This is a genomic window from Burkholderia torrens (genome assembly GCF_984668525.1).
In genome coordinates, this window is the sequence record NZ_OZ480213.1 from 342,968 (window position 1) to 367,139 (window position 24,172).

Annotated in this window: 17 protein-coding genes; 10 read left to right on the forward strand and 7 right to left on the reverse strand. The window is 64.3% G+C overall.

From position 1 onward, the window contains the following. Positions 1–131: 131 nt before the first annotated feature. The 5 genes from AC5LXX_RS32005 to AC5LXX_RS32025 all read left to right on the forward strand — a co-directional run bounded on the left by AC5LXX_RS32005 (position 132) and on the right by AC5LXX_RS32025 (position 7,608). Positions 132–890: an SDR family NAD(P)-dependent oxidoreductase gene (locus AC5LXX_RS32005; protein ID WP_493414119.1), complete on the forward strand. Its 759-nt coding sequence runs from the start codon at positions 132–134 to the stop codon at positions 888–890. Positions 891–964: 74 nt separating this feature from the next. Beyond that, positions 965–2,242: a crotonyl-CoA carboxylase/reductase gene (ccrA, locus tag AC5LXX_RS32010; RefSeq protein WP_493414120.1), complete on the forward strand. Its 1,278-nt coding sequence runs from the start codon at positions 965–967 to the stop codon at positions 2,240–2,242. 77 nt (positions 2,243–2,319) lie between these two features. Further along, complete coding sequence (locus AC5LXX_RS32015) at positions 2,320–6,138, forward strand: type I polyketide synthase (protein ID WP_493406618.1); 3,819 nt, start codon at positions 2,320–2,322, stop codon at positions 6,136–6,138. An 80-nt stretch (positions 6,139–6,218) separates the two neighbouring features. After that, positions 6,219–6,548 carry an acyl carrier protein gene (locus AC5LXX_RS32020; RefSeq protein WP_124448504.1) on the forward strand — a complete coding sequence of 110 codons (330 nt, stop codon included), beginning with the start codon at positions 6,219–6,221 and terminating at the stop codon, positions 6,546–6,548. Positions 6,549–6,615: 67 nt separating this feature from the next. Further along, entirely contained in the window at positions 6,616–7,608 is a 993-nt protein-coding gene (locus AC5LXX_RS32025; protein WP_124448502.1) for a beta-ketoacyl-ACP synthase III, read from the forward strand. A gap of 327 nt (positions 7,609–7,935) precedes the next feature. Here the strand turns inward: AC5LXX_RS32025 and AC5LXX_RS32030 are convergent, their stop codons facing one another. After that, the gene (locus AC5LXX_RS32030) at positions 7,936–8,739 is read right to left on the reverse strand and encodes an EAL domain-containing protein (RefSeq protein WP_493414121.1); all 804 of its coding nucleotides are present in this window, start codon (positions 8,737–8,739) and stop codon (positions 7,936–7,938) included. A gap of 689 nt (positions 8,740–9,428) precedes the next feature. On the opposite strand from AC5LXX_RS32030, the gene AC5LXX_RS32035 reads away from it, so the two are divergent. Beyond that, positions 9,429–11,507: a sensor histidine kinase gene (locus AC5LXX_RS32035; protein ID WP_493414122.1), complete on the forward strand. Its 2,079-nt coding sequence runs from the start codon at positions 9,429–9,431 to the stop codon at positions 11,505–11,507. A gap of 125 nt (positions 11,508–11,632) precedes the next feature. On the opposite strand, the gene AC5LXX_RS32040 is transcribed toward AC5LXX_RS32035, so the two are convergent. The 6 genes from AC5LXX_RS32040 to AC5LXX_RS32065 all read right to left on the reverse strand — a co-directional run bounded on the left by AC5LXX_RS32040 (position 11,633) and on the right by AC5LXX_RS32065 (position 20,990). Next, on the reverse strand, positions 11,633–12,442 hold the full coding sequence (locus AC5LXX_RS32040; RefSeq protein ID WP_185658112.1) for a LabA-like NYN domain-containing protein: 810 nt from the start codon (positions 12,440–12,442) through the stop codon (positions 11,633–11,635). 255 nt (positions 12,443–12,697) lie between these two features. After that, positions 12,698–13,492: an OmpA family protein gene (locus AC5LXX_RS32045; protein ID WP_415859484.1), complete on the reverse strand. Its 795-nt coding sequence runs from the start codon at positions 13,490–13,492 to the stop codon at positions 12,698–12,700. 106 nt (positions 13,493–13,598) lie between these two features. Next, entirely contained in the window at positions 13,599–18,563 is a 4,965-nt protein-coding gene (locus AC5LXX_RS32050) for a YadA-like family protein (RefSeq protein ID WP_493414123.1), read from the reverse strand. 918 nt (positions 18,564–19,481) lie between these two features. Further along, positions 19,482–20,219, reverse strand: a complete 738-nt coding sequence (locus AC5LXX_RS32055) for a response regulator transcription factor (RefSeq protein ID WP_124448494.1) — start codon at positions 20,217–20,219, stop codon at positions 19,482–19,484. A 208-nt stretch (positions 20,220–20,427) separates the two neighbouring features. Then, positions 20,428–20,742: a hypothetical protein gene (locus tag AC5LXX_RS32060; protein WP_185658111.1), complete on the reverse strand. Its 315-nt coding sequence runs from the start codon at positions 20,740–20,742 to the stop codon at positions 20,428–20,430. A gap of 59 nt (positions 20,743–20,801) precedes the next feature. Then, positions 20,802–20,990, reverse strand: coding sequence for a hypothetical protein (locus AC5LXX_RS32065; protein ID WP_034192021.1), 189 nt, complete (start codon positions 20,988–20,990; stop codon positions 20,802–20,804). 154 nt (positions 20,991–21,144) lie between these two features. Here AC5LXX_RS32065 and AC5LXX_RS32070 point away from each other — a divergent pair, with 154 nt between their 5' ends. The 4 genes from AC5LXX_RS32070 (at position 21,145) to AC5LXX_RS32085 (ending at position 24,169) form a co-directional block, all read left to right on the forward strand. After that, positions 21,145–21,360, forward strand: coding sequence for a DUF3820 family protein (locus AC5LXX_RS32070; RefSeq protein WP_124448490.1), 216 nt, complete (start codon positions 21,145–21,147; stop codon positions 21,358–21,360). A 96-nt stretch (positions 21,361–21,456) separates the two neighbouring features. Further along, complete coding sequence (locus tag AC5LXX_RS32075; RefSeq protein ID WP_493414124.1) at positions 21,457–21,966, forward strand: DUF1269 domain-containing protein; 510 nt, start codon at positions 21,457–21,459, stop codon at positions 21,964–21,966. Between the two features lie 228 nt (positions 21,967–22,194). After that, complete coding sequence (locus AC5LXX_RS32080) at positions 22,195–22,710, forward strand: hypothetical protein (protein WP_493414125.1); 516 nt, start codon at positions 22,195–22,197, stop codon at positions 22,708–22,710. Between the two features lie 310 nt (positions 22,711–23,020). Then, positions 23,021–24,169, forward strand: a complete 1,149-nt coding sequence (locus tag AC5LXX_RS32085; protein WP_493414126.1) for a cytochrome c oxidase subunit II — start codon at positions 23,021–23,023, stop codon at positions 24,167–24,169. Positions 24,170–24,172: the final 3 nt, after the last annotated feature.

Sequence of the window (24,172 nt, forward strand, 5' to 3'; positions counted from 1 at the left end):
TCATCGGTACGTGCTTTTCGCCATCTAGAATCATTTCCGTTGCAAGCCGGAAATTACATTTTCCATCTGAAAAACGGTATTGCCGGACAGCGGCAACGATGCATGCATCTCAGTGCAACCGGGAGAGCACAGTGAAAAAGCTTCTTGAAAAGGTTGCCCTCGTGACCGGGGGGAGTTCCGGGATTGGACGGACGACGGCATTGCTGTTTGCCGGCGAAGGTGCGCGGGTTGCCATCGCATCGCGCCGTATCGACGAAGGTCTGGCGGTGGTCGAGGAAATCCACAAGGCCGGCGGCGAAGCGCTGTTCGTGAGGACCGATGTGTCCAGGGCCGAAGACTGCGCCCGCATGGTCGAGGAGACCATGCGTGAATTCGGCCGGCTCGATGTCGCCTTCAATAACGCCGGCGTGGAGGCATTCGGCAAAACCGTAGCCGATACCGACGTGGAGAGCTGGGACCATGTCGTCGATATCAACCTGAAGGGCATGTTCCTTTCGATGAAGTACGAAATTCCGGCAATGCTGAAAACGGGCGGCGGTTCCATCGTCAATATGTCGTCCACTTACGGCCTCGTCGCATCGGCATTCGGCGGCTGCGGATATCACGCGTCGAAGGCGGGCATCATCGGGCTGACGAAAGCGGCTGCGCTCGAATATGCGAAGCAGAATATCCGCGTCAATGCGATTTGCCCTGCGTTCGTTGCAACCGCGATGGTGGAAAAGTTTCTCGACGAGACCCGCATGACCGATCAGATCAAGCGTTTTCATCCGATCGGTCGCTTGGGGACGGAAACGGAAATTGCGGAGGCTGTCACGTTCCTCGCATGCGACGCCTCCTCTTTCATGACCGGTACCGCGTTGTCGGTGGACGGCGGAATGGCCGCGGCGTGATGCGGATGGCGTCGTCACGGGCGCCCTAGCACGAGTGCACTGTTTATCGAATCAACTCTTACAGGAATATTGATATGGATACCAAAATACTTGACTTGGTTGTCGAGGCGAGAAGCAACCAGCCGGAGTTGTTCGAGATCGGTGAGCCGATTCCGTTGGGTGTGGTGCCGAAGCGAATGCACGCGTGGACGATTCGCCGCGAGAACCATGGGGAGCCGCAGCGGGCATTCACAAACGAGATCGTCGACGTGCCGTCACTCGGCCCCGACGACGTTCTGGTCCTCGTGATGGCAGCCGGCGTCAACTACAACGGCGTGTGGGCCGCCCTCGGTCAGCCGTTCTCGGTGCTGGACCTGCATGACGATCCCTATCACATCACGGGCTCGGACGCCGCGGGCATCGTCTGGGCCGTCGGGTCGAACGTGAAGAAGTGGAGAGTCGGCGACGAGGTGGTCGCGCACTGTTCGCAGGTCGACGGCGACGACGAGGAATGCAACGGCGGCGATCCGATGTTGTCGCCGTCGCAACGGATCTGGGGTTACGAAACGTCTCATGGCTCGTTCGCGCAGTTCGCGCGCGTCCAGTCGACTCAACTGATGCCGCGCCCGAAACACCTCACATGGGCTGCCAGCGCCTGCTATACGCTCACGCTCGCTACCGCGTATCGGATGCTGTTCGGCCACAAGCCGCACGTGCTTTCGGCGGGGCAATCGGTACTCGTATGGGGGGCGGCGGGCGGGCTCGGAACGATGGCGATCCAGCTCGCGGCGCTGGTTGGGGCGCGCCCCGTCGCCGTGGTCTCCGACGATTCGAAGATCGAGTTCGTCAAGCGTCTCGGCGCGGTGGGCGCGATCAATCGCTCGAATTTTTCGTGCTGGGGCGCGCCACCGCCGGTCGATGCGCAGACCGCGTACGCGGCCTATGTCGATGCGGTCAAGAAGTTCGGAAAAGCGATCTGGGACGCGCTCGGCGAGAAGCGCGACGTCGACATGGTGTTCGAACATCCGGGCCGGAATACGTTCGCACCGTCCTGCTATGTCGTGAAGCGCGGAGGCATGGTCGTGTTCTGCGCGGCGACGAGCGGCTACGACCTGACCTGCGATGCGCGCTACGTGTGGATGCGACAGAAGCGCATCCAGGGCAGTCACTTCGCGAGCCTCAAGGAAGCCGCACAGGCGAACCGTCTCGTGATGAGCGGCAAGATCGATCCGTGCCTGTCGGAAGTGTTTCCGTGGAGCCGCTTGCCGGAGGCGCACGCGAAGATTCGCGCGAACCGGCACCTGCCGGGCAACATGGCCGTGCTCGTCCAGGCGAGCAGCAGCGACGATCTCGCCGCGGCAACGCGCCACTAGACCCGATGAACGCCTCTGGCCGAGAAAATGCGATGGACCAATCGAACCCACATCCGCAACGCGTCGCCGTCATCGGCATGTCATGCCGCTTCCCCGGCGGGGCATCCAGTGCATCGAGCTATTGGGCACTGCTGAATTCAGGGCAGACGGCCATTTGCGAAACACCGCGCGAACGCTTCGATATCGACGCGTTTTATTCGCCGGATACGGACGAGCCCGGCACCACGTATTCACGCGTGGCCGGCTATGTCGACGATCCGTTCCGCTTCGATCGCAAGCTGTTCCGTACTTCGGCGGCCGAGGCCATGGAGATGGATCCGCAACAGCGCTGGATGCTCGAGCTGACCTGGGGCGCGCTCGAGAACGCAGGCGTCGCACCCGGCGGGCTGCGCGGCACGAACGTCGGGGTATTCATGACGATCGGCGAGGCGGACTATGGCCGGCGCACGGTCTGGTCCGGCGATCCCGCCCGCATCACCACCTATTCGAAGCTCGGCAACCTGCGCGCGATGGCGCCCGGGCGAGTCGCGCACATACTGGGATTGAACGGACCGGCGATCTTCGTCGATACGACCTGTTCGTCTTCGCTGGTCGCGATCCATCTTGCCGCGCAGAGCCTGCAGGCCGGCGAGTGCGACGTGGCGATCGCAGGCGGGGTGAACCTGATCCTGGGGCCGGAGGAAACGATCGGCATTGCGCGGCTCCAGGCGATGTCCCCCTCCGGCCGGTGCCGTCCCTTCGACGCGAACGCCGACGGCTACATTCGTGGCGAAGGCGGCGGCGTGATCGTGATGAAGCGGCTTGCCGACGCGCTATCGCATGGCGACCGTGTCGATGCGGTGCTGGCCGGTTCGGCAGTGAACAGCGACGGCGCGAGCAACGGCCTGACCGCGCCCAACGGTGCGGCTCAGGAAGCCGTCATTCGCCGGGCGATGACGCGCGCGGGCGTTCGTCCGGAAGCGGTCGCCTACGTGGAAGCGCATGGGACGGGCACGGCGCTCGGCGATCCGATCGAGCTTTCCGCGTTGCGCAACGTCTATGCTCGCGCCGTCGTGCGCGACAAGCCGATCCTCGTCGGCTCGGTGAAGTCCCAGCTGGGGCATCTGGAGGGAGCCGCGGGCATGGCCGGCTTCATCAAGGCGATGCTGATCCTGCGGCACCGCCATGTACCCGCGCAGGTGAACTTCGAGACACCGAACCCGCGTTTTCACTGGGAAGGTTCGCAGCTCGAGATTCCGCGCGAGGGAGCGCCGCTCGCCGAGGGCGATACGGTCGTCGGCGTGAGCGGTTTCGGCATCACCGGGACCAATGTCCACCTGATTCTGGTCGCGCCGGAGCGCGTAGCAGACCTCGGCGCTCCGATTGCCCGCGAACGCGTGCTGACGCTTTCCGGGCGTTCGCCCGACGCACGCCGGCGTGTCGCGTCGGCATGGCGGGCCTGGCTCGCGGACATGTCCGCACCACTGCGCGATGCGTGTCACACGTCGAACGTACGACGCGATCATTTCGACCATCGCGTTGCGCTGGTCGGCACGACGAAAGCGGACTTCGTTGCCGCGCTCGACGACTTTCTCGCGGAGAATCCGTCCGGGGGATGGCACGCCGGCGAACACCCGCGCAAGCCCCGCCTCGCGTTTCTGGTGCCAGGCCAGGGAGCCTGGCAGCCAGGCGTCGGAGGGAACCTCTACAACGGCAACGGATTGTTCCGCAAACATGCGGACGTGTGCCTGCGCGCGCTCGACGGCGAGACGGCGCGCGACGTGCTCGATGCGATTCTCGGCCACAGCGCGCAACCGGTGCGCCATCATCCGGGGCAACTTGCCCATTTCGTCGTGTGCTACGCGCTGGCGCGGACATGGATGGAGCTGGGCGTACAGCCCGACCTGCTGATCGGGCATTCGCTCGGCGAGCACGTGGCCGCGGTGATCGGCGGCGTGATGTCGCTTGGCGATGGCCTCAAGGCAGTGGAGGCGCGTGGTCGCCTGTTCGATACCGAGACGCCGCGCGGCGCGATGCTCGCCGTCGCCGTCAGCGTCGACGAATTCGCGGGGCGGTTCGCGTTCGGTACGGATCTGTTCGTCGCCGGCATCAACGGGCCGGGGCAGACGGTCGTGAGCGGCACGCCGGAAGCGGTCGGGCGGGTGCATGACGCGATGGTCGCCGCGGGCAAGCGGGTGTCGCTGCTCAAGACCTACGGTACGCCGGGCCATTCGCCGATGTTGCGTTCGATGCGCGAAGCGTTCCGGCGAGCGCTCGAACCGCTGACGTTTGCGCCGCCGTCGATTCCGATCGTCTCCACGCTCACGGGCGACATCGCGACCGACGCGATCGCCGGCGTCGAGCACTGGCTCGATCTTGTCGAGCAACCGGTGCGTTTTCACGACGCGCTGCTGGCCGCGTCGGACGGCAGGACGATCTTCGTCGAAGTGGGCCCCGGCGCGGCACTGGCCAAGCTCGCACGCGCCGCGGCGGGGGGCGACTGGCACTGTGCGATCGCGTCGCTCGCGGACGGTCCGGAGGGAGACGAGGAAGCCGAGGCGACCGGCTTCGCGCATGGCTGCGCACGCCTTTACAGCGAAGGGCAGAAGATCGCATGGAGCAAGCTGTACGGCAAGGCGCCGCGACCGGCCGATGCGCCGGGTTACTCGTTCGATCCGGAGCGCTTCGAGCTGCCGTTCCCGGACCTTGCGGAGGCCGCGCGCGGCGCGGTGCGACGACAAGGCGGCAACGCGTCGAACGACGGGACCGGGGTGCCGGGACCGGGAGCGGCGGATCGCGTCGAGGCCGCACCGGCGGATGCCGCGCAGACGCTCGCGATGCTGCGTGCGGTCGCGGCGACGGTCGCACCGGATACCGTCGTGCTCGACGACGGTCTTTCGCTCGTCAGCCAGGGCTTCGACTCGCTTGCATTGACGGAACTGCGCGTTCGCCTGCATCAACAGCTCGGCACGATGCCGCCGATCTCCATGCTTGTGCGCGGGGCATCGCTCCGGACGCTGGCGACGTGGTTCGGCACGACGAACGGCGCCATGCCGGCGCGCGAAGCGGTGTCGAACGACATGCGGAAATCCGCCGGGACGGACGATGACCGCGAGCTGGTCGTGACGCTGCGCGACGGGGCCGGGCCGCTCGTCGCGCTCGTCCACCCGGTCGGCGGAAACGTGCTCTGTTATCAGGAACTGGCTTCGTCATGGCCCGGCGATCCGACGGTCGTCGCGATCCGCCATCCGTACGCGGACCAGGGCCACGCACCCGAGTATCTTTCGATCGCGCAACTGGCGTCGCGCTATCGCGCGGCCTTGCTCGCAATACACGGCAGACAGCCCGATCTGCTCGGCGGCTGGTCGTTCGGCGGGATCGTCGCGCATGAAATGGCCGCGCAATGGGAGGCGGAGGGCGAAACTGCGCCGCCGCTGATGATCGTCGACAGCCCGCTCCACGACGGCGAATTCACCCTGCGGTTGCGTGCACTGGCCGATGATCTCGCGTCCGGCGACGGCAGGCAAACGGTCGATCGATGGCTCGCCGATCCGCGTTTCGACGCCATGCTCGACCAGGACTTCTACCTCGCCGACGTGCGGCGCCGTGCCCACCCCGCGACGTTCGACCATATCGCGCGTCTGCACGCCGCGAGCGCGGCGGCGCTCGCCTGTCATCAACCCCGACAGGTGCATACGCGCATCGGATACGCGCTTGCCGCACGCGACAAGCGGGGAGTGTCGAGCACCCAGGTGGAACAGCATCTGGGCCGCCTCGCGCGCGGCGGCGTGGCGGTGGGTGTGTTCGATGACGATCACAACTCCATCGTGCGCGAGCCTTCCGTGCAGCGTCTGGCTCGCTTTCTCGGTGGAGGCTGCGCCGACAACGAACCGCGTGTGCATGCGACGCCCGCATAGGCACTGCGTTTCGGTTTCCCGGGCGCGGCGTTGCCGCCGTGCCTTCATCGTTCTCAATCCGACTTCAAGGAATCGATACCATGAGCGATCAAATTCAAGCCGCGGCCGTCAACGGGTCGAACGTGACTGCCGAAGCCATTCTTGCGTGGATTCAAGAGTGGACCGAAGCAAACAATCTTCAGGTGCCGACCGATCTCGAGCAGACCTTCGCCGACGCCGGATTCGATTCGATGCATTCCGTCGAACTCGCGTTCTTCCTCGAAGAGCGGCTCGGAATCAAGATCGACGATACGGTCCTTTACGACTATCCGACCTTCAATTCGCTGGCGGCGCATCTCGTCTCGCTGCAACGGAAGGACACGATCCCGGCCGCGGAGCCGGGTGAAGACGCGAACGTTGGAAGCTGGTAATACGTGTACGCCGGCAGCGAGCGTTCAGGCGGCCGGCGCCTCATCGACTTCAATCGGAGTACGGAAGATGGTGCAAATCAATCGCGCGGACGCATGGACGTCGCGCGTCGTCGGCTGCGGTTCCGCGTTGCCCGAGCACCGCATGACGAATGATGACATCGCGCGCATGGTCGACACCACGGACGAGTGGATCACGCAGCGCACGGGCATCCGTGAGCGCAGAATCGCGGCGCACGGCGAGAACACGTCCGATCTCGCGATCGGCGCCGCCAGGGCCGCACTGAATCGCGCCGGCATCGACGCAGCCGAGGTCGATCTCATCGTGCTCGCGACCTGCACGCCCGATCGCACGATGCCCGCGACGGCCGTCCGTGTTCAGGAAGCGCTCGGCGTGCGGCGCGGTGCTGCGTTCGACGTGCAGGCAGTCTGTTCGGGCTTCGTCTTCGCGCTGTCGGTCGCCGACAACATGATCCGTCTGGGCCAGGCCCGCACCGCGCTGGTGATCGGGGCGGAAACGATGTCACGTATCGTGGACTGGCAGGACCGCAATAGCTGTGTGCTGTTCGGCGACGGTGCGGGTGCGCTGGTGTTGCGCGGCGAACGCAACGAAGGCGACAAGCCGCGCGGCGTGCTCTCCACGCATCTGCATTCGGACGGACGGTACTGGGACAAGATTCACACGGACGGCGGGGTGTCATCGACGCAGAGCGCCGGCAAGATGCATCTCGAGGGTCGCGATGTATTTCTGCATGCCGTCGTCAACCTCGCCGACGCGTCGCAGGAAGCGCTCGCGGCACACGGCCTGACCCAGGACGACCTCGACTGGATCGTCCCGCATCAGGCAAACCAGCGGATCGTGCTAACGCTCGGCGGAAAACTGAACCTCCCGATGGAGAAGGTCGTCCTCACCGTCAGCAAGCACGGCAACACATCGGCAGCGTCGATTCCGCTCGCGCTCTGCGAAGCCGTATCCGACGGGCGCATCAAGGAGAACGATCTCGTTCTGACGCCTGCAATGGGCTCGGGATTCACGTGGGGCGCGGCGTTGATCCGGTGGTAGTCGACGCGCACCGTATCGGCGTGCGCGTCGGTACGGTGCGACGTGGGCGCGGATCGCGGCTGTCTCGGGTACGCCGAACCGGCGTTGTCCTGATATGTGGGAATCCTGCGGATTTGCTCGAGAAAGTGACAAAAGTTCACTTTGCGTCCTCGGAACGCCGTCTTATGCTGGCTGCATGTCGCAAGCAGCGGCTCGAAAGAACCGCCTGATCGGAGCGTAAACGGTGCCCCGCGTTCTGAAGGCGTCGTTGCATGTCGCATCGTTCGCCGTGTTGCGGCACCCGGTGCTCCGACGATGGGGCGAGATCGGCCTGCAGGCGCGTGGATGCTAGGAGAAACGGATCCGGCGATGATGCTCGGCAATGAAAGCGTCGACATCGGTTTCGTGAAGCGGCTCGCCGAGGTAGAAACCCTGGCCGTCGACGTCCGGCAGTGTGCTTGCCCATTCGAACTGTTCGGCGGTTTCGATGCCCGTCATTACAACGTGTTTGCCATGACTTTTCGCAAGCTGCACAAGGGTTTCGACAATCCGCATGGACTCGCCGTTTTGCAGCACCTCGCGAATCAGCGATCGATCGAACTTGACGATATCCACCGGCAACTGCTGCAGGAGCGTCAGCGAGTTGAAGCCGGCTCCGAAGTCATCCAGTGCGATGCGCACGCCGATCGCCTGCGCCGCATGGATGGCTTCCACCAGCCAATCGAGCCGGGCGGGGGGGACGACGTCGGTCAGTTCGATTTCGACACGGCCTGGCTCGAGCCCAAGCGACGCCAGCCGTGCGGAAAGTTGCGCGGGAAAATCCGCGTGCCCGAGCTCGGACGGCGACAAATTGATCGCGAGCGACAACTCGCCGTACCCCGCCGCCTTCCACTGCGCCAGCCTGCACGCCGCGCGCCGGGTGAGCAGGTCCGTGAATCCGGTGGCAAGGCATGAATCCTCGATCATGCTGATGAACGACGCGGGTTCCAGGACCCCACGCTCCGGATGATGCCAGCGCATCAGGTATTCGAAGCCCGCCAGGCGAACCCCGTGGAGTGCAAATTTGGGTTGGAGGAGGAAAAAGAACTCGTCCTGACGAAGTCCTCGCGCGGCATCGTCGAGTGGATCAGTTGACGCGAATGGGTGACTCATGAAGTAGGGTAGGCCGATTGAAATATGGGGAAGATGTTTTCGGTTGATTCATTCTATGGAGTGAGTTGAAAATTTTCAACTTGTGAAAAACGAACAAATGTAAATTCAGTTACCAATAGTCGTATCGTTGGCTTGGTTTTTATTGAATTATAATTGTGAGTGCAAATATCTTTTTGCATTGATGCTTGTGTTTGATTAATTGATATTGATTGTGATGGCGTGTTGGTTTTTTGGGATTCGGATTGGCGCAATTTTTACCGGTATTGCGCTTGAATATACCGAAATTCAGTAGTTCGTGCTGGCTGATGAGGGTGGGGTAGAGCTTTCATTGAATGTAAATTTAATTGTAATTAAATATTAAATTTAATTGAGAAAATAAATAACGTATAATAATTGCATGTTAATTGCGAAATGTATTGGGCCGAGTCAGAATGGCAGGGCGTGTCGGCGAGGCTCGTGCAGGGTGGAGAGCGGTGGATAAGTCGTAATGCACGTTCGGTTTGCATCGTTTGTCAATGCTTTTTGAAATGAGTTCTTGGCGTTGGATAGGGTTATTTCAAACGTCGATCAATGCAATATCGATGGGGCGTCATCTAATCGACATGTTCGGAAGATTTTTGGGGCCGGGGCGGCGCCGTTCATGTGATGAGGGAAAACGGGCGACCGGGCATGCGTCCTCGCCACGCTCGATGGAATGGATGCGCCTGACGTCTGCGCTTGTTCTGGTATGCGTGGTGCTGACAGCGACGTCCGCGTTGCATCACATCGACCGGGCGTGGTTCGGGTTCGTGTCGCAGTCCGTCCAACACGGAGCCATCAAGCCGCTCGCGGTGATCATGGTCGACGATCGTACGACCGGGCGCCTGGGCGACTGGCCGTTCAGCGTGGAAACACGGGAGCGGATGATGGAGCGGCTCGCCGGAAGCGGCGTCGCGGTCGTCAGTTTCGACCTGACCGGCCTGCGGGACGTCGCACGCATTCGCGCCGGCCATTCGGCCATCGGTGGGACGGCAAGCCGCGACGCCGGACGGACGCAGGCGCGGGCGGCCGGCAACGCCTGCGTGCGCGACACTGCGTTTCACGCGGGCGGACCTTGCGCACTCTACTCGTACGTCAATGTGCTGGACGGCAAGGTGCCGTCGAGCCGTCTGCGCGGCAGCGTGGTCCTGATTCGCGCGGCGATCGAGAACCCGGACAGCGGGGCGATCGTGTCGCCGGACGCTACCTTGCCGATCGGCGAAGTCGTCGCGGCAGCCGGCGCATCGGATGCGCCGGCGCGCCAGATCGGTCTCACGTGGGTGCTGCTCTTCAACGAGACCGTTGTTTGCTTGACGTGCCTGTTGCTCTTCCGGTTCGGTCCTCGCACAGGCCTGGCTGCGTCGCTCGGGGTTGCCGGTGCGATTGCGGGGATCTCGTTCGTCATGTTCGTTTTCGGAGGCGAGGCGTTGCCGCCCGCCACCGGCATGCTGATGTGCGGACTTGCCTGCTTGCTGTGGTTTTGGCGATGCGTCGAAGTGTTGTCGCGCTTCATTGGCCGCCTGGCGGACCGGATGGCTGCAGAACCGTCGCTGCATGTGGAGCCGGCGGAGGCCGTGCGGTCCATGGACCCGGTTCGCCGGCAACTTGACAGGACTGCGAATCTTGAGGTGCGGGTGCGTCGTTATCGTGCGCTGATCGATGCATGGGTCGACAGTCTTCCGGAGGCAACGCTGATTGCGTCGGCTGCCGGGGTCGTCCTGCTGGCGAACGAGCGAATCGCCGCATGGTGCGCGGATCTCGACGAGCATTCGGTTTCCGGCGGGCCGCCGGTGGGACGGCTGGTCTCGGACGTGCTGTTTCAGATCACCGCGTCGCATCGGGCGAGTGAATTTGTCGCGCAGGCAATGGCGTCGCTGGATGACTGGCCCGATGGCGATGCGCTGTCGGCGCAGACGAAATCCCAGCTCGATCAGGGGATCGAGATTGCCAATGCCCGATGGGGCCGCTCGCTGCTGATCAAGTGCGCGCCGATCCGCCCGTCCGTTTACGGCGAGAATGCGCTGGTCTTTCATGTCGCGGACGTCTCGTCCGTGCGGATGGCCGAACGGCAGCGCGACATGGCCTTGCGATTCCTGTCGCATGACATGCGGTCTCCGCAGGCCTCGATTCTCGCGCTCGTTTCCCAGATACAGCGGGATCCGTCGCGGTACACGCCACAACGTTTCTCGGAACTGGTCTCGCAGTATGCGACGCGCGCGCTCAGCCTGTCCGACGATTTCCTCTTTCTTGCCAGGGCCGAGAATCTGCCGCCGAAGCTGACCGCCGTGGATCCCGCACTGGTGCTTGGCGATGCCGTCGACGATCTGCTGCCGCAGGCGAGCGCGAAATCCACGACCGTCAACCTGATGGCGGAGCCCGGGCTCAGTACGATCGCCGATGTGCAGCTGCTGCGGCGGGCATTCGTCAATCTGATCGGCAACGCGATCAAGTTCGGTCGGGAAGCGTCTACGGTCGACGTGGAACTGTCGGCAACGGATCGACACGTGAAGATCGCCGTGACGGATTATGGCGCCGGCATATCCGAGCGCGACCAGGAAAAGCTGTTTCGCGAGTTCACGCAACTGGACGGAAAAGCGACGATGTCCGGGCATGGACTGGGTCTGGCGTTCGTCAAGACCGTCGTCGATTCGCTTGGCGGCAAACTGCAGGTCCGGTCGACGCTCGGGGAGGGCACGACCTTCCTCATGTTTCTGTCGAAGCATGATCACGACGCCGCGCTGGGGCGTTGATCCCGGTGCGGGTACTGGAGGAGCTGCGTAAACCACAAGGCGGGGCAGGCGCTCTCCGCGGCAACGGCGTGCGACGACGCGGCTGCTGCGCATCGCGTAGGGCGCCGGCAGAGGTCCATCGGCCGCTAGGCGGCGGAAACGACCTGGATCCGGCGCGCTTCAGGCGCGCCGGTCTGTTTCGCGGGCATGGCAAGGTCGAATTCCAGGATCGTGTTTCTGGAGGGCAGCCGTGAGAGAACTGACGGATCCTGGAGACTGCTGCCGCGAAAGTAGGCCGGACTCGTTTCGGCCGCCGCGAGCAGCGGCGTATCGGGCAACGTTGCCCAGAACGCGATGAAACCGTATCCGTCATCCGGCTCGAACCGGTTGCACACGCCGCGCACGCGCGAGCCGACCTGGCCCCAGGCGGACAAGCCGGCGGCCGCATCGCGAACCGGAAGCAGGCCGGGGACCAGATAGCCGCTGATGAACTGGTCGGCGGTATCGCGCAACTCGAACGGCACGTTGTCGAAACCGAGGACTTCGACCCGGCAGCCTTTCTTCTGAAGTGCTCGCACGACTTCGACGAAATCGCCGTCGCAGGTTGCGACGAGCACGGTGTCCAGCCGGTCCGATTCGGATAGCGCGTCAACGGCCATGCCGAGATCCGAATTGGATTTGACGGTCTCGGTGCCGTCCTCGTCTGCAACGTGCCTGAGCGGCTTGACCGTGACGCGGAACCCCTTGTCGCGGAGCGCCGCCTGATATCCCTTGATCCGCGCATCGTAGTCGGCGGAGCGCGCGGCGCGGCGTTCGTCGACGCTCAGATACGCATGCAGCCGCTGAATCGTGGCGTCGGCCCGGCCTGCGAGCGCGCGCAGCACCTCGTATCGCATCTGGTGGCCGCCATTTGCGTCGATGCTGCTTCCATCCACATACACGCCGACCCTTCTCATTGTCGTCATCCGGATTGCTGGTGGGTTGTCGCTCGGGTAACTGAATCAAGCGCCGTCGAACCGTGCCGCTCGTCTACGCTGCAGCAGTACGGCGCTTTGCGGGCGTGCGGCCGTTACGGCGGGCGGCCGGATGTCGCGCGCAACGCGGGGGGAAGCGCAATGCGCGGCCCGCTGCCCGCAAGCGCGTCCTGTCGGTCAATGGCGGCGCCCGTCACGCGGGCGAAGTGTGATTGGCGCCACCGGCGTCGCCGTCCGTCAATCGCGCCCGCTTACGGTGATCGAGACCCGCCGATCGGGTTGCAGACACGCGATCACGGCGCTGCTTCGGCCTGGCGGGCAATGCGTGACAGGCTCGCGCGACCCCACGCCGTCTGCCTGAATGACGTTGCCGTCCAGGCCATGCGAGATCAGATAGCTGCGAACCGTTTGCGCGCGTGCGCGCGACAGCGGTTCGTTGATCTCGCTGGTGCCGATACGGTCGGTATGACCGACGACGGCGATTCGCGTGATCGCCTGGTGACGCTTGATTCGTTCGATTGCATCGTCGAGCTGCGCCCTGCCGGCGGGCTGCATCGATTCGACGCTCGATTTGCCGAACGCGAACAGCGCGTCGCTCTGCAACGTGAATTGCTCGAGCGTCGAGGCCGGCGGCTGTGCCGCAGCTGCCGGCGCGGCCGATTTCGGCCGCACGAAGTCCGCGCATGCGGGATCGCGCCAGTAGGTGTCGCTCACCTTCATGTGCGCGTCGTATCGCACCTGGTACTGACACGCGACGACTTCGTTGCCGCGGCGGAAGTCGAACAGGTAGTTCCAGACACGACTCCCGACGAACCACTCGTTGAAGTGAGGGGGGCCGAGAAGATCGAACATCTGGTCCTTGTTCAGGCCGGGCCCGACGTTACGCAGGTTGTCCACGTTCACGAACGTGCCGCCTTTCGGGCTGGCGGATTGCGGATCCGGAAAGCGGGGCGGTCCGTCGACGGCACAGCCTTCCAGTGATGCAACGGAAAACAAGGCGACAGACAACGCAAGTACCCATTGGATTTTCATGATCAGTCTCTCATCGTATAAGGAGCCGCGTATCCGGCGCGGCGGCAACGATCGCTCGTTGCGGGCCGCTGCCGCATATCGCTGCAGGACATCGGTTTTCCCGCGATCACCACTGATAACCCGCGCCGATCACGGCGCCGTAGTCGTTGCGGGTGTTGGTCGTGACGGCGGCCTTATAGATCCAGTGATTGTTTTCGGAGATCGTCGAGATGCCGATTGCCTGGCCCGACTGGCTGCGATAGACGCTGCCGGCGATCGCGACCATGCTCTTGCCCGGTCCGGACGGCTGCGGCAGCCCCGCGACGGCCATCGCACTGGCGGTGCCGCCGTCCGCGTCGCGTCGCAGGCTTTGAATCTTCGCGTCGGTATACGCATTCGCGTTTCCGACGGCGGCATTCAGCTGCTGGACATTCACGCCATCGGTCGGCGCGGTGCCGGCCGCGACGTTTGTGAGCTGCCGCGTCGAATTCGCCGTGCCGATCGAGACGACGTTGTTTCGGCCACCGTCGTTGCTTCCCGAGCCGATCGCTACGGAGCTGTTGCCGGAGGACGTCGCGCCCGCGCCGATCGTCGTCGAGCCGGTGCCGGACGCGGTCGAGCCGTTGCCGACCGCCGTGCTGTTCGAGCCGGACGCGACGGCGCCGTTGCCGCCGGCCGACGAGTTCGAACCCGTCGACGCAGGCGGGGTCGACGATCCCGGTGTCGAGGGGAAGCCGCCGGTCCCGCCGTTGGTATTGCTGATGTTCTGGATCAGGGTCGTCAGGTTCTGGTTGACGGCTTCGAGCTGGCTGACGTTGACTGCGTCGGTGCCGGCCGAGCCGGCGGCGAGGCCGGTGATCTTGCGGTTGCCGATGTTGATTTCGCCGGCCGACGATTGCGGGCTGCTCAAGCCGTAAGCAATGTAGTTCGACTGCGCACCGACCGTCGTGACGGATCCTGCGCCGAGCGCGATGCTGTTCGCGAAGTTCGCGCTGGCGCCCGAGCCCAGCGCGATGGCGTCGGCTGCGCTGCTGTTTGCCCCCGAGCCGATCGCGATACCGCCCGACGTGCCGGCGACGGCGTTGGCGCCCTGTGCGATCGATTGCGGCCCTGTTGCGTTCGCGCCGCTGCCGAGCGCGATGGCGTCGGCCTGCCCGGAATTCGCGGCCTGGCCGATGGCCACGCCGCCGGGCGCCGTTTGCTGCACGATCGCACCGTTGCCGATCCCGACGCCGTTATCTCCGTTGACGACCGTCGTGGGTCCCACCGCGATCGACTCGGCGCCTACGGCGAGCGAATCGGCTGCGGTCGAGTTGGCGTGGAAGTACATCGTCGGCGTCACGGAGAACGATTGCAGCGCGCCGGTCAACTGCCGGACCGTTACCGCATCGTGCGCATCGGTCCCGTCGGCCACGTTGACCAGTTGCCGGTAGGTATTGCCCGATGCGCTGCCGAACGACACGGCGCCCAGCAGGGTCGCGTCGGACGTATTGAACGGCACCGTGTGGCTGCCGGCCGGAATCGTGCCGCTGCCTGCCGCGATGGCGCGATCCGACACGGAGCCCGAGCCGATCGCGACACCGCCGTTGATCGAAACGGCCGTCTGCGCGCCGAGTGCTACGCCGTTCGCCGCGCTCGCCTGCGCACCGGTGCCCGCTGCAAGGCTGCTGGCTGCGCTCGCCACTGCCTGAGGGCCGACGGCAATGCTGTCCGTGCCGGTCGCCTGACTGTCGGCCAGCGTCGAATTGGCGTGGAAGTACTTGATTCCGGCACCGTTGCTGATGTTCGAGATGGCCGTCGTGTTGGACGTCACCTGCTGATTGGTGGCGAACAGCTGCGAACCGTTGACTGCGTCGGTGCTGGTACCGCTCAACTGGCCGGCGGCGACGTTCTGGATCTGTCGTTCCGCGCCCGCCGAGCCGACGCTCACGACGCCTGCGGGCGTCGCGCCCGCGAAGTTGTAGGTCACGCCGCCGATGACGGCGTTCGACGTCGGCGTGGCCGCGGTCGTTGTCGCGTTCGCGCCGAGTGCGACCGAATTCGCGAGCGTCGCTTGCGCGTTGCCGCCGATTGCCACCGAATCGGCACCGCTCGCCGTCGAGTCGGGATCGGTGGAATTCGCGTGGAAGTACTTGATGCCGGCGCCGTTGTTGATGTTCGAGATGGCGGTGGTATTCGACGTGACCTGCTGGTTGGTGGCGAACAGCTGCGAGCCGTTGACTGCGTCCGTGCTGGTGCCGCTCAACTGGCCGGCGGCAACATTCTGGATCTGTCGTTCCGCGCCCGCCGAGCCGACGCTCACGACACCCGCAGGCGCGGCGCCCGCGAAGTTGTACGTTACACCGCCGATCACGGCGCTGGCGGTCGGGGTGGCCGCGGTGGTCGTTGCATTCGCACCGAGCGCGACCGAGTTCGGCTGTGTCGCCTGGGCGTTGCCGCCGATCGCCACGGCATCGGTGCCGGTCGCCGACGAGTCGGGAGCCGTCGAGTTCGCGTGGAAGTACTTGATGCCGGCGCCGTTGTTGATGTTCGAGATGGCCGTCGTGTTCGCCGTCACCTGCTGGTTGGTGGCGAACAACTGCGAACCGTTGACCGCGTCGGTGCTGGTGCCGCTCAACTGGCCGGCCGCGACGTTCTGGATCTGTCGTTCCGCGCCCGGCGCGCCGACGCTCACGACGCCTGCGGGTGCGGCGCCTGCGAAGTTGTAGGTCACGCCGCCGATGACGGCGCTGGCGGTCGGGGTCGCGGCGACGGTCGCCGCATTCGAACCGAGCGCGACCGAATTCGGCTGCGTCGCTTGCGCGTTGCCGCCGATTGCCACCGAATCGGCACCGCTCGCCGTCGAGTCGGGATCGGTGGAATTCGCGTGGAAATACTTGATGCCTGCGCCGTTGTTGATGTTCGAGATGGCGGTGGTATTCGACGTGACCTGCTGATTGGTGGCGAACAACTGCGAGCCGTTGACCGCGTCGGTGCTGGTGCCGCTCAACTGGCCGGCCGCGACGTTCTGGATCTGTCGTTCCGCGCCCGGCGCGCCGACGCTCACGACGCCTGCGGGTGCGGCGCCTGCGAAGTTGTAGGTCACGCCGCCGATGACGGCATTCGACGTCGGCGTGGCCGCGGTGGTCGCCGCATTCGCGCCCAGCGCGACGCTGTTGGCCACGCTTGCCGTCGCGCCCGATCCGAGCGCGACGCCGCCTGTTGCAGCGGCCTGGACGTTGGCCGAATCGCCGATCGCGATCGCTCCCGCGACATTGGCCTGCGACGTGTTGCCGAGCGCAACCGAGCCCTGTCCGGTCGCGACGTTCGTGTTGCCCAGCGCGATCGCGCCGTTGCCGTTCGCGGTGTTGTTGGCGCCCATCGCGACTGCGCCGTTACCGGTGGCCGTATTCGGATCGCCGATCGCCACCGCGCCGTTGCCGCTCGCGGTCTGCCCTTCGCCGAGTGCGACGGCGCCGGTGCCGCCCGTCACTTGCGAGTTGTGGCCGCCGGCGATGGAGCCGGTGCCTGCGGCCGCGGCGACGGTGTTGGTGTCGCCGATCGCGACGGTCGATGCGGCAAGCGCCTGGGACGTCGAGCCGATCGCGACGCCAGCGACGCTGGCGGCTTTCGCATTGATGCCGACGGCCACCGTGTTGTCGGCGCTGGCGGTCGAACCTGAGCCAAGTGCAACGGCAGAGACGCCGGCAGCGGTGGCCAGGTTGCCGACGGCAATGCCGGACAGCGTGGATGCCGTGGCGGTATCGCCGATGGCGATCGAACTCGTTCCGCTGGCCGTTGCCTGATTGCCGGATGCCTGGGAATGGAGGCCGCTGGCGAGCGCGTTGTTGCCGAGCGCAACCGCCTGATCGCCGGTTGCCTGCGTGCCGGAGCCGGGGACGCCGGCCGTGCCGCCGGGGCCGATTGCGATCGAGCTCGTACCGGACACGCCGCTGTTGACGCCGATCGCGATGCCGGACGCGCCGCTGACCGACGCACCCGAGCCGAGCGCCATGCCGGCGGCGGCGGTGTTCGTCGTGATCGATTTGAAGCCCACGGCGATCGAATAATCGCCTGCTGCAGTCGACAGCGTCGTGAACGCGGTCGAATGATCGCCCGATGCGGTGCTTCCGGCGCCGAGTGCCGTCGCGGAATTGTTGGATGCAACCGACGCGTTTCCGAGCGAAATCGATGAAATGCCGGAAGCGGCCGCGTTCAATCCGGCGGCTACGGCGTTGTCGGCGCTCGCACGGGCGCCCGGACCCAATGCCGTGCTGCCGACGCCGGACGCCGTGGCGAAATCGCCCAGTGCGTTCGCGTTTTCCGCAGTGGCGGCGGCCGACGTGCCGAGGGCGGAGGCGTTCGTGCCGGTCGCTACCGACGCATGCCCGATGACGGTTGCGCCAATACCGCTTGCCGTGGCGCTGCCGCCGATGGCGGTCGCGCTGCTGGCGGACGCCGTCGAGGCCTGCCCGAATGCGCTTGCGCCTGTGTCGCTCGCAATGGCGGTGGCACCGATCGCCGTCGCGTTGAACCCGCTCGCACCGGTATTCGAGCCGATTGCGATCGAGTTGCCCGATCCAGTGGCTGCGGCTCGTACCCCGAGCGCTACGCCACCGCTGGACGTCGCGATCGTCGCGGCACCAATCGCAGTCGCGGCGTTCCCGTTTGCCTGCGAGTTTTCCCCGACGGCCACTGCATTGCCGCCGCCGGCACCGGCTGCGAAACCGAGTGCCATCGATCCCTGCCCGGCGGCATTGGCTGAGCACCCGGCAGCAATCGCGTTGGTGGTTGCGGCAGCCGCGCCGCAGTTGAAGCCGTTCAACGTGGCGGCCCCTTGTGCCTGTGCATACCCTAACGTAGGCGTGCCTATGGCGAAGAGGCCGATCGAAGCGGCGACGATCGCCCGCCGGGACGGTTGCTGTATGCGTTCGATCGACAGGGCAGCCGATGCACGATGCTTGGCGGTGAATTCACGCTCAACGGCTTTGCCGCGTCGGTCGACGGTGCCCGACGCCCCCGGTTTCCCTTTTCCGCCGGCCCCGTCGACTTCCGATACCGCGACCAGCGCACCGCGCGTCTTGCTCCATATGATCTTGTGCATTCTGTTCATGTTGATGCTCCATGTGAAATGATCACGTTCTGTTGGAGTAAATTATGTAGTGATGCTAATTTTATGGTTGAAGTAAAAACAACTTCATAATCGATCAGTGATTCGATCCGAAATTGATCGTCAAGGATTGAGGTGGTGGAGTTTATTTTTCGTATGGAAGAGTTGATTTTGAAGGGGCGTGAAATGGCCGCGCGTCTTACGGAAGCGGGTATCACCCCATCGGCTCCGGGATGACGGGCGTGTGCGAATGTCACCCTTGTCCTCGGCGACGCAGGCCGATCCGGGTGAGCGATGTCCTGTGCAACGGCAGGCACTTTTGACGACCATGGATCGTCTCGGGAGGTTCGACATCTCGGCATCTCGATAGGAACAAATCACGACCGGCGATGGGGCGCCGTTACTTTATAAACCCGCTGCTATGCCTGATTGCTTTTCAGATGGGAGTGCCGTCATGGCGCTCATCTTTAAAAAATCAAAATCCATTGTTTCGACGAAAATTTGGTAATTTATTTTCGGATTTAATGAATTCAATTTGATGGGTATTGCGATGGATAGATGTTAGGAGAGGATTTGAAAATCAAAAAGTGAACATTTGTCACCCTTGCGAAAACTGTGGAACGACGATGACACCGGTCCGTTGCGGTGGATTGAAACACCCATCTATCGCGAACGAACCGACCTAGATCGGCAGGGGGGGCGGCGAGCGCACGCCGATTGAACGGGCAGCCAAATCGACATCGACATCGGATTTCCGGATAGAAACAGAGGAGACCGTAATTTCTAAAGGACGGATGCGACTGGAGGCGACGGCGTCTTCGCACCGGGCGTGCCCGGATTTTCCGGGCAGGAGCAGATGCCTGGCCCCGTAGGGGGCGATGCCTCGTGCCGTCGACGCGCCCTACGACATGCGACGCATGCTCAAGCCCGGTCTTCGACCAGCATGCCGGCGTCGCACGGCATGTCGACCGATGCCTTGATCTGATCCAGTCGGTAACCCAGCGTATAGATGGCCGACAGACGCAAGCCGTTCTCGACGCCGAGCTTCAATTTTTGCCGGATGCGATAGATATGCGTATCGAGCGAACGCGACTCCGTCCCGAGTTCGCGTCCCCAGGCTGTCGTTGCCAGCAACTCGCGGGACATGATCTTGCCGAGATTGTGAAACAGGCACGCGACGAGCTGAAATTCCTTCGTCGTCAATTCGATCGTGGTGTCACGAAGCCGAACGGCACGCTCCACCGGATCCAGCACGTATTGGCCTGCCCGGATCGGCTCGTCGCGCTTCACGTTCCGCGCGACCCGGCGCAACAACGCGTTGACTCGTGCGGCGAGTTCGTCGGCGCGGAACGGCTTGCTCAGATAATCGTCGGCGCCGGCCTCCAGCGCCCTGACGACATCGAGTTCGTCGACACGGCTGGTAAGGAACAGCACGCCGTATTCGACATCGGCGCGCGTGCGAATCCAGTTCAGGACTTCGATTCCCGTCACGCTGGGCAAGTGCCAGTCGAGCACGACTGCGTCGACCGATTCGGATCGCAGAAACCGCAACGCCTGTTCGCCATCGACGACGACCTTGATCGTATGGCGGAACGGCGCCAGTGCGTTTTGCACTTCCTCGACCTGAACGGGATCATCCTCCACAACCAATATGCGCATTCATGCACCCCAATTATCCTGGTTCCTCGACCGGCACCCGCAAACCTGCTTTTTGCGTGCGGGCAAACGTTTGCGTTTTGATTTATGGAACAAACGGTTAAGCAATATAAAGCAACGATAATGCACGCGATTGTGACATTTTGTGAATTCGTCGTATGAAATACAGCGCAGGTAAAAAGGGATGCAACAAGATGTCTCAAGGGAATTTTTACCTGCCGGCGTGATGCGTCGAAATGGAGCCGAAGACGACCAGCGAGGAGGGGCGCGAAGGGGTGCTTTGCCGGGAAGGTGGCGGCAGATACCTGCGAGGCGTCATGAATGACGATGGCGCGCGACGACGATCTACGCGGATCTCGTTGCGCGCACGCAGGCGGACGATCCGCGCGTTGTCGTCACGTTCCCGGTCGAACTGCCAGATGCAGTTCGATTCGGATAACCGCGTTGCCAATACGCGGTGGGACAAGCCGGGGTGCGAGGCGTTCGGCGGGAAGGGGGCGGCGAGCAAGGCAGGCTGATGCTGCATGACCGGCCTTCGGGCCGGGTTGAGGCGCCGATGACGTGGGTCCGTCGGCGCCCGCAGCGTCAGTGTCTGAGCACGCAAACGGCCACGATTTCGTATCCGGGATCGGCATGCACGTGCGCCGCCTTTTCCGCTTCTTCATACGAACGAAACGACGTGGCGTCTTCAACCGCCGGCGCCATGCCGATATCGCCATCCTCGGCGGTGCAGAGGAACTGCTCGCCGGTCTTCACGACGTAGACGGACAACATGATTCCCTCCATCGTTTGCAAGGGGGGAATTCCAGTCTAGCAGGCCGGAAAAGGGGCTCAGGCGGTTTGCAGCGTCCTGTCCGCGAGGTTGTTGCCGGAGGCCGCGCATTGGCCCGGCGCGCGACAGGAGCGGAAAGCCGTGCACAATACGCGCATGCAAACCCCAGACCTTGAACACCTCGTCACCGTCACCATGCCCTTCGGCAAGTACAAGGGCCGGCTCCTGGCCGACCTGCCCGGGCCTTACCTCAACTGGCTGGCCCGCGAAGGGTTCCCGCGTGGAGAAATCGGCCGGCAGCTGGCGCTGATGCACGAAATCGATCACAACGGCCTGAGGGACTTGCTGGCGCCGTTGCGCAAGCGCGGATAGCGTCAATCAGGGGCGAATGGCCCTGCGTGCACCTACCACGTCGCCGATGCTGACCTAGAATGGAGAGAGCAGTTCACGGCAAAAAGGGGTGCCAACATGAGACGCCTTTATTTCCTCGTACCCGATACGCAGATGGCGAAGGCGATCGTCGATGACTTGCTGCGCGCGCGAATCACCTGGCGTCATATCCATGTCCTCGCCAATCACAGCGTCACACTCGATCAGTTACCCGAAGCATCCTTGCTGCAGAGCAGCGATGTCGTGCACGCACTGGAGCGCGGCGTCGCGTTCGGCGGCGCGACGGGCGCGCTGATCGGCCTCGTCGCGTTGGTGTTTCCCCCTGCGGAACTCGTGATCGCGGGCGGCGCTGTTGTCGCATTGACGGTAGTGGGGGCGGGCTTCGGCGCGTGGACGGCCGCGATGATCGGCATTGCCGAGCCGAACGCGCGACTCGAGCGATTTCGTGAAGCGATCAAGGACGGCCAGATCCTGATCATGGCCGATGTGCCGGCATTGCGAGAGCAGGAAATCGAGCAGATGGTCGCCCAGCATTTTCCGCAGGCGGACCTGGAGGGGGGCGAGTCCACGACACCGATCTTTCCCTGATATGCGAATACCGGCATGCACGATGCCCGATCGCGTCGACGCGTATCGCCGGGCGCATTGTCGCGTTGCCGTGACCAAGGCCTGCGTGACGCGCTGATGCCGAACCGGCGCAACGTGTCCGCCGCCTTTATGCCCTGATGAAGCGCGCAACGGACGTGCATCCGACCCGACGCGCGCGGCGCCTTCCGAACTTGGGCGCAGAGGTAGAACCGTCTGCAAGGAGGTCGTATGGAACTGCACATGCAATCACACCATTGGGAGCGGCGCACCCCCGACTGGCTTTGCGCTGCCGTGGCTGGTCTTGCGGGCGGCGCGCTTGTGATCGCGCTGGAATTCTTCTGGTCGACGCTGGTGATCGGTGAAAGCCCGTGGCAACCGACCCACAAGATCGCGGCGATGGTGATGGGCCGCAGCGCGCTCGGTCAGATGTCGCAATTCAACCTGGAGATCGTCGCGATGGCGCTGCTGCTGCACTACGTGCTCGGCGCGATCATGGGGATGATGCTCGCCGCGATCATGGCGCCGTTCCGCTTCGATTCGAGCGTGGGCATGGAGGCTGTCATCGGGCTGGCGTTCGGGATCGTCGCGTACGGGTGGAACTTCCATGTGATGACAGCCGTGTTCCCGTGGTTCATCTCGGAACGCGGTTCCGGACCCTTGCTGGCCAACCTGCTGTTCGGCGTGGTGGCCGCGGTCACTTACGGCATGCTGGAGCGGCGGCGCGAGCGGAACGCCGCGGACTGACGCGGCGCGAGTGTTCCGGTGCGCCGACCCTGAAGAACGGGCGCCCGTTTCGCATGGCATCGTCGCACGCGACACAGCCATGCGACACCGTCGTTCGTGCGGTTCGTACAAGGGCGTGTGCAGCCCATGCACTGCCTTGCACGATACGGGGGAGCGATCTACCTTTTATTTAGGGCCGCTAACAACGCCGGGAGAATCGGTCCTGGCGCACTGCCGGTGAAAACAATTCGAAGGACGGCAGGGCGGCACGACGACGCCGGAGCACGCGATTGCGGCTGGCTCCGGCGAGTGACATGCAGCGAGGCGGCCTGTGGCGCTTGCGATTGCCCTGATCCTGATCGTCATGCTGGCGGTGGGGTTTCACTTTGCCAGTCCCTGGTGGATCACGCCGATTGCATCGAACTGGGTGCGCATGGACGACATGCTGACGATCACGCTCGTCATTACCGGCGTGTTGTTCATCGCAATCAACCTGTTCATCGCGATCGCACTGGTGCGCTACCGCCATCGCAGCGGGCATCGCGCGGCCTACGAGCCGCACAACCGGCGGCTCGAATGGTGGCTGATCGGCCTGACCGCTGTCGGCGTGGCGGCGTTGCTGGCGCCCGGTCTCTTCGTCTACGCGGACTATGTCCGGCCGCCGCGCAACGTGCTGCAGATGGAGGTGCTCGGCCAGCAATGGCAATGGCGCTTCCGCTTCGCCGGGCCCGGCGGCAAGCTGGGCACGACGGACGTGCGCTTCATCGGCAACGACAACCCGTTCGGGCTGAACCCGGCCGATCCCAACGGCCGCGACAACTACCTGATCGAGACGCCCGAGGTGCACCTGCCGCTCAACCGGCCGATCCAGGTCCTGACGCGATCGCGCGACGTGCTGCACGACTTCTATGTCCCGCCGTTCCGGGCGCGCATGAACATGGTGCCCGGCATGGTGACCACCTTCTGGTTCACGCCGACCAAGGCAGGGCGCTACGACATCCTGTGCGCGCAGCTCTGCGGCATCGGGCACTCGAACATGCGTGGCGTGGTGGTGGTGGAAGACGAAGCGTCGTTCGCGCGCTGGCTGGTGCAGCAGGCCACGTTCGCGCAGCGGCAGCAGGCGCGGGTGCAGGCAGCACCGGCCGCCGCCGGCGGCAGCGCGCAGGCGCTTGCCGACCTCGGCAAGACGCTCGCGGCGGCCAAGGGCTGCGTCGCGTGCCATACCGTGGACGGCAGCCCGCGCGTGGGCCCGACCTGGAAGGGCCTGTACGGCAAGACCGAGACGATGGCCGACGGCAGCACCGCGAAGGTGGACGAAGCCTATCTGCGCGCGTTCATCCGCGACCCGACGGCCCGCGTCGTGAAGGGCTTCTCGCCGATCATGCCGCACTTCGACCTGAGCGACCAGGAGCTGGCCGCGCTGGTGGCCTATATCAAGGCGCAAGGCGGGCCGCCCGCCAACACCGCGGCCCAGCCCTGATGG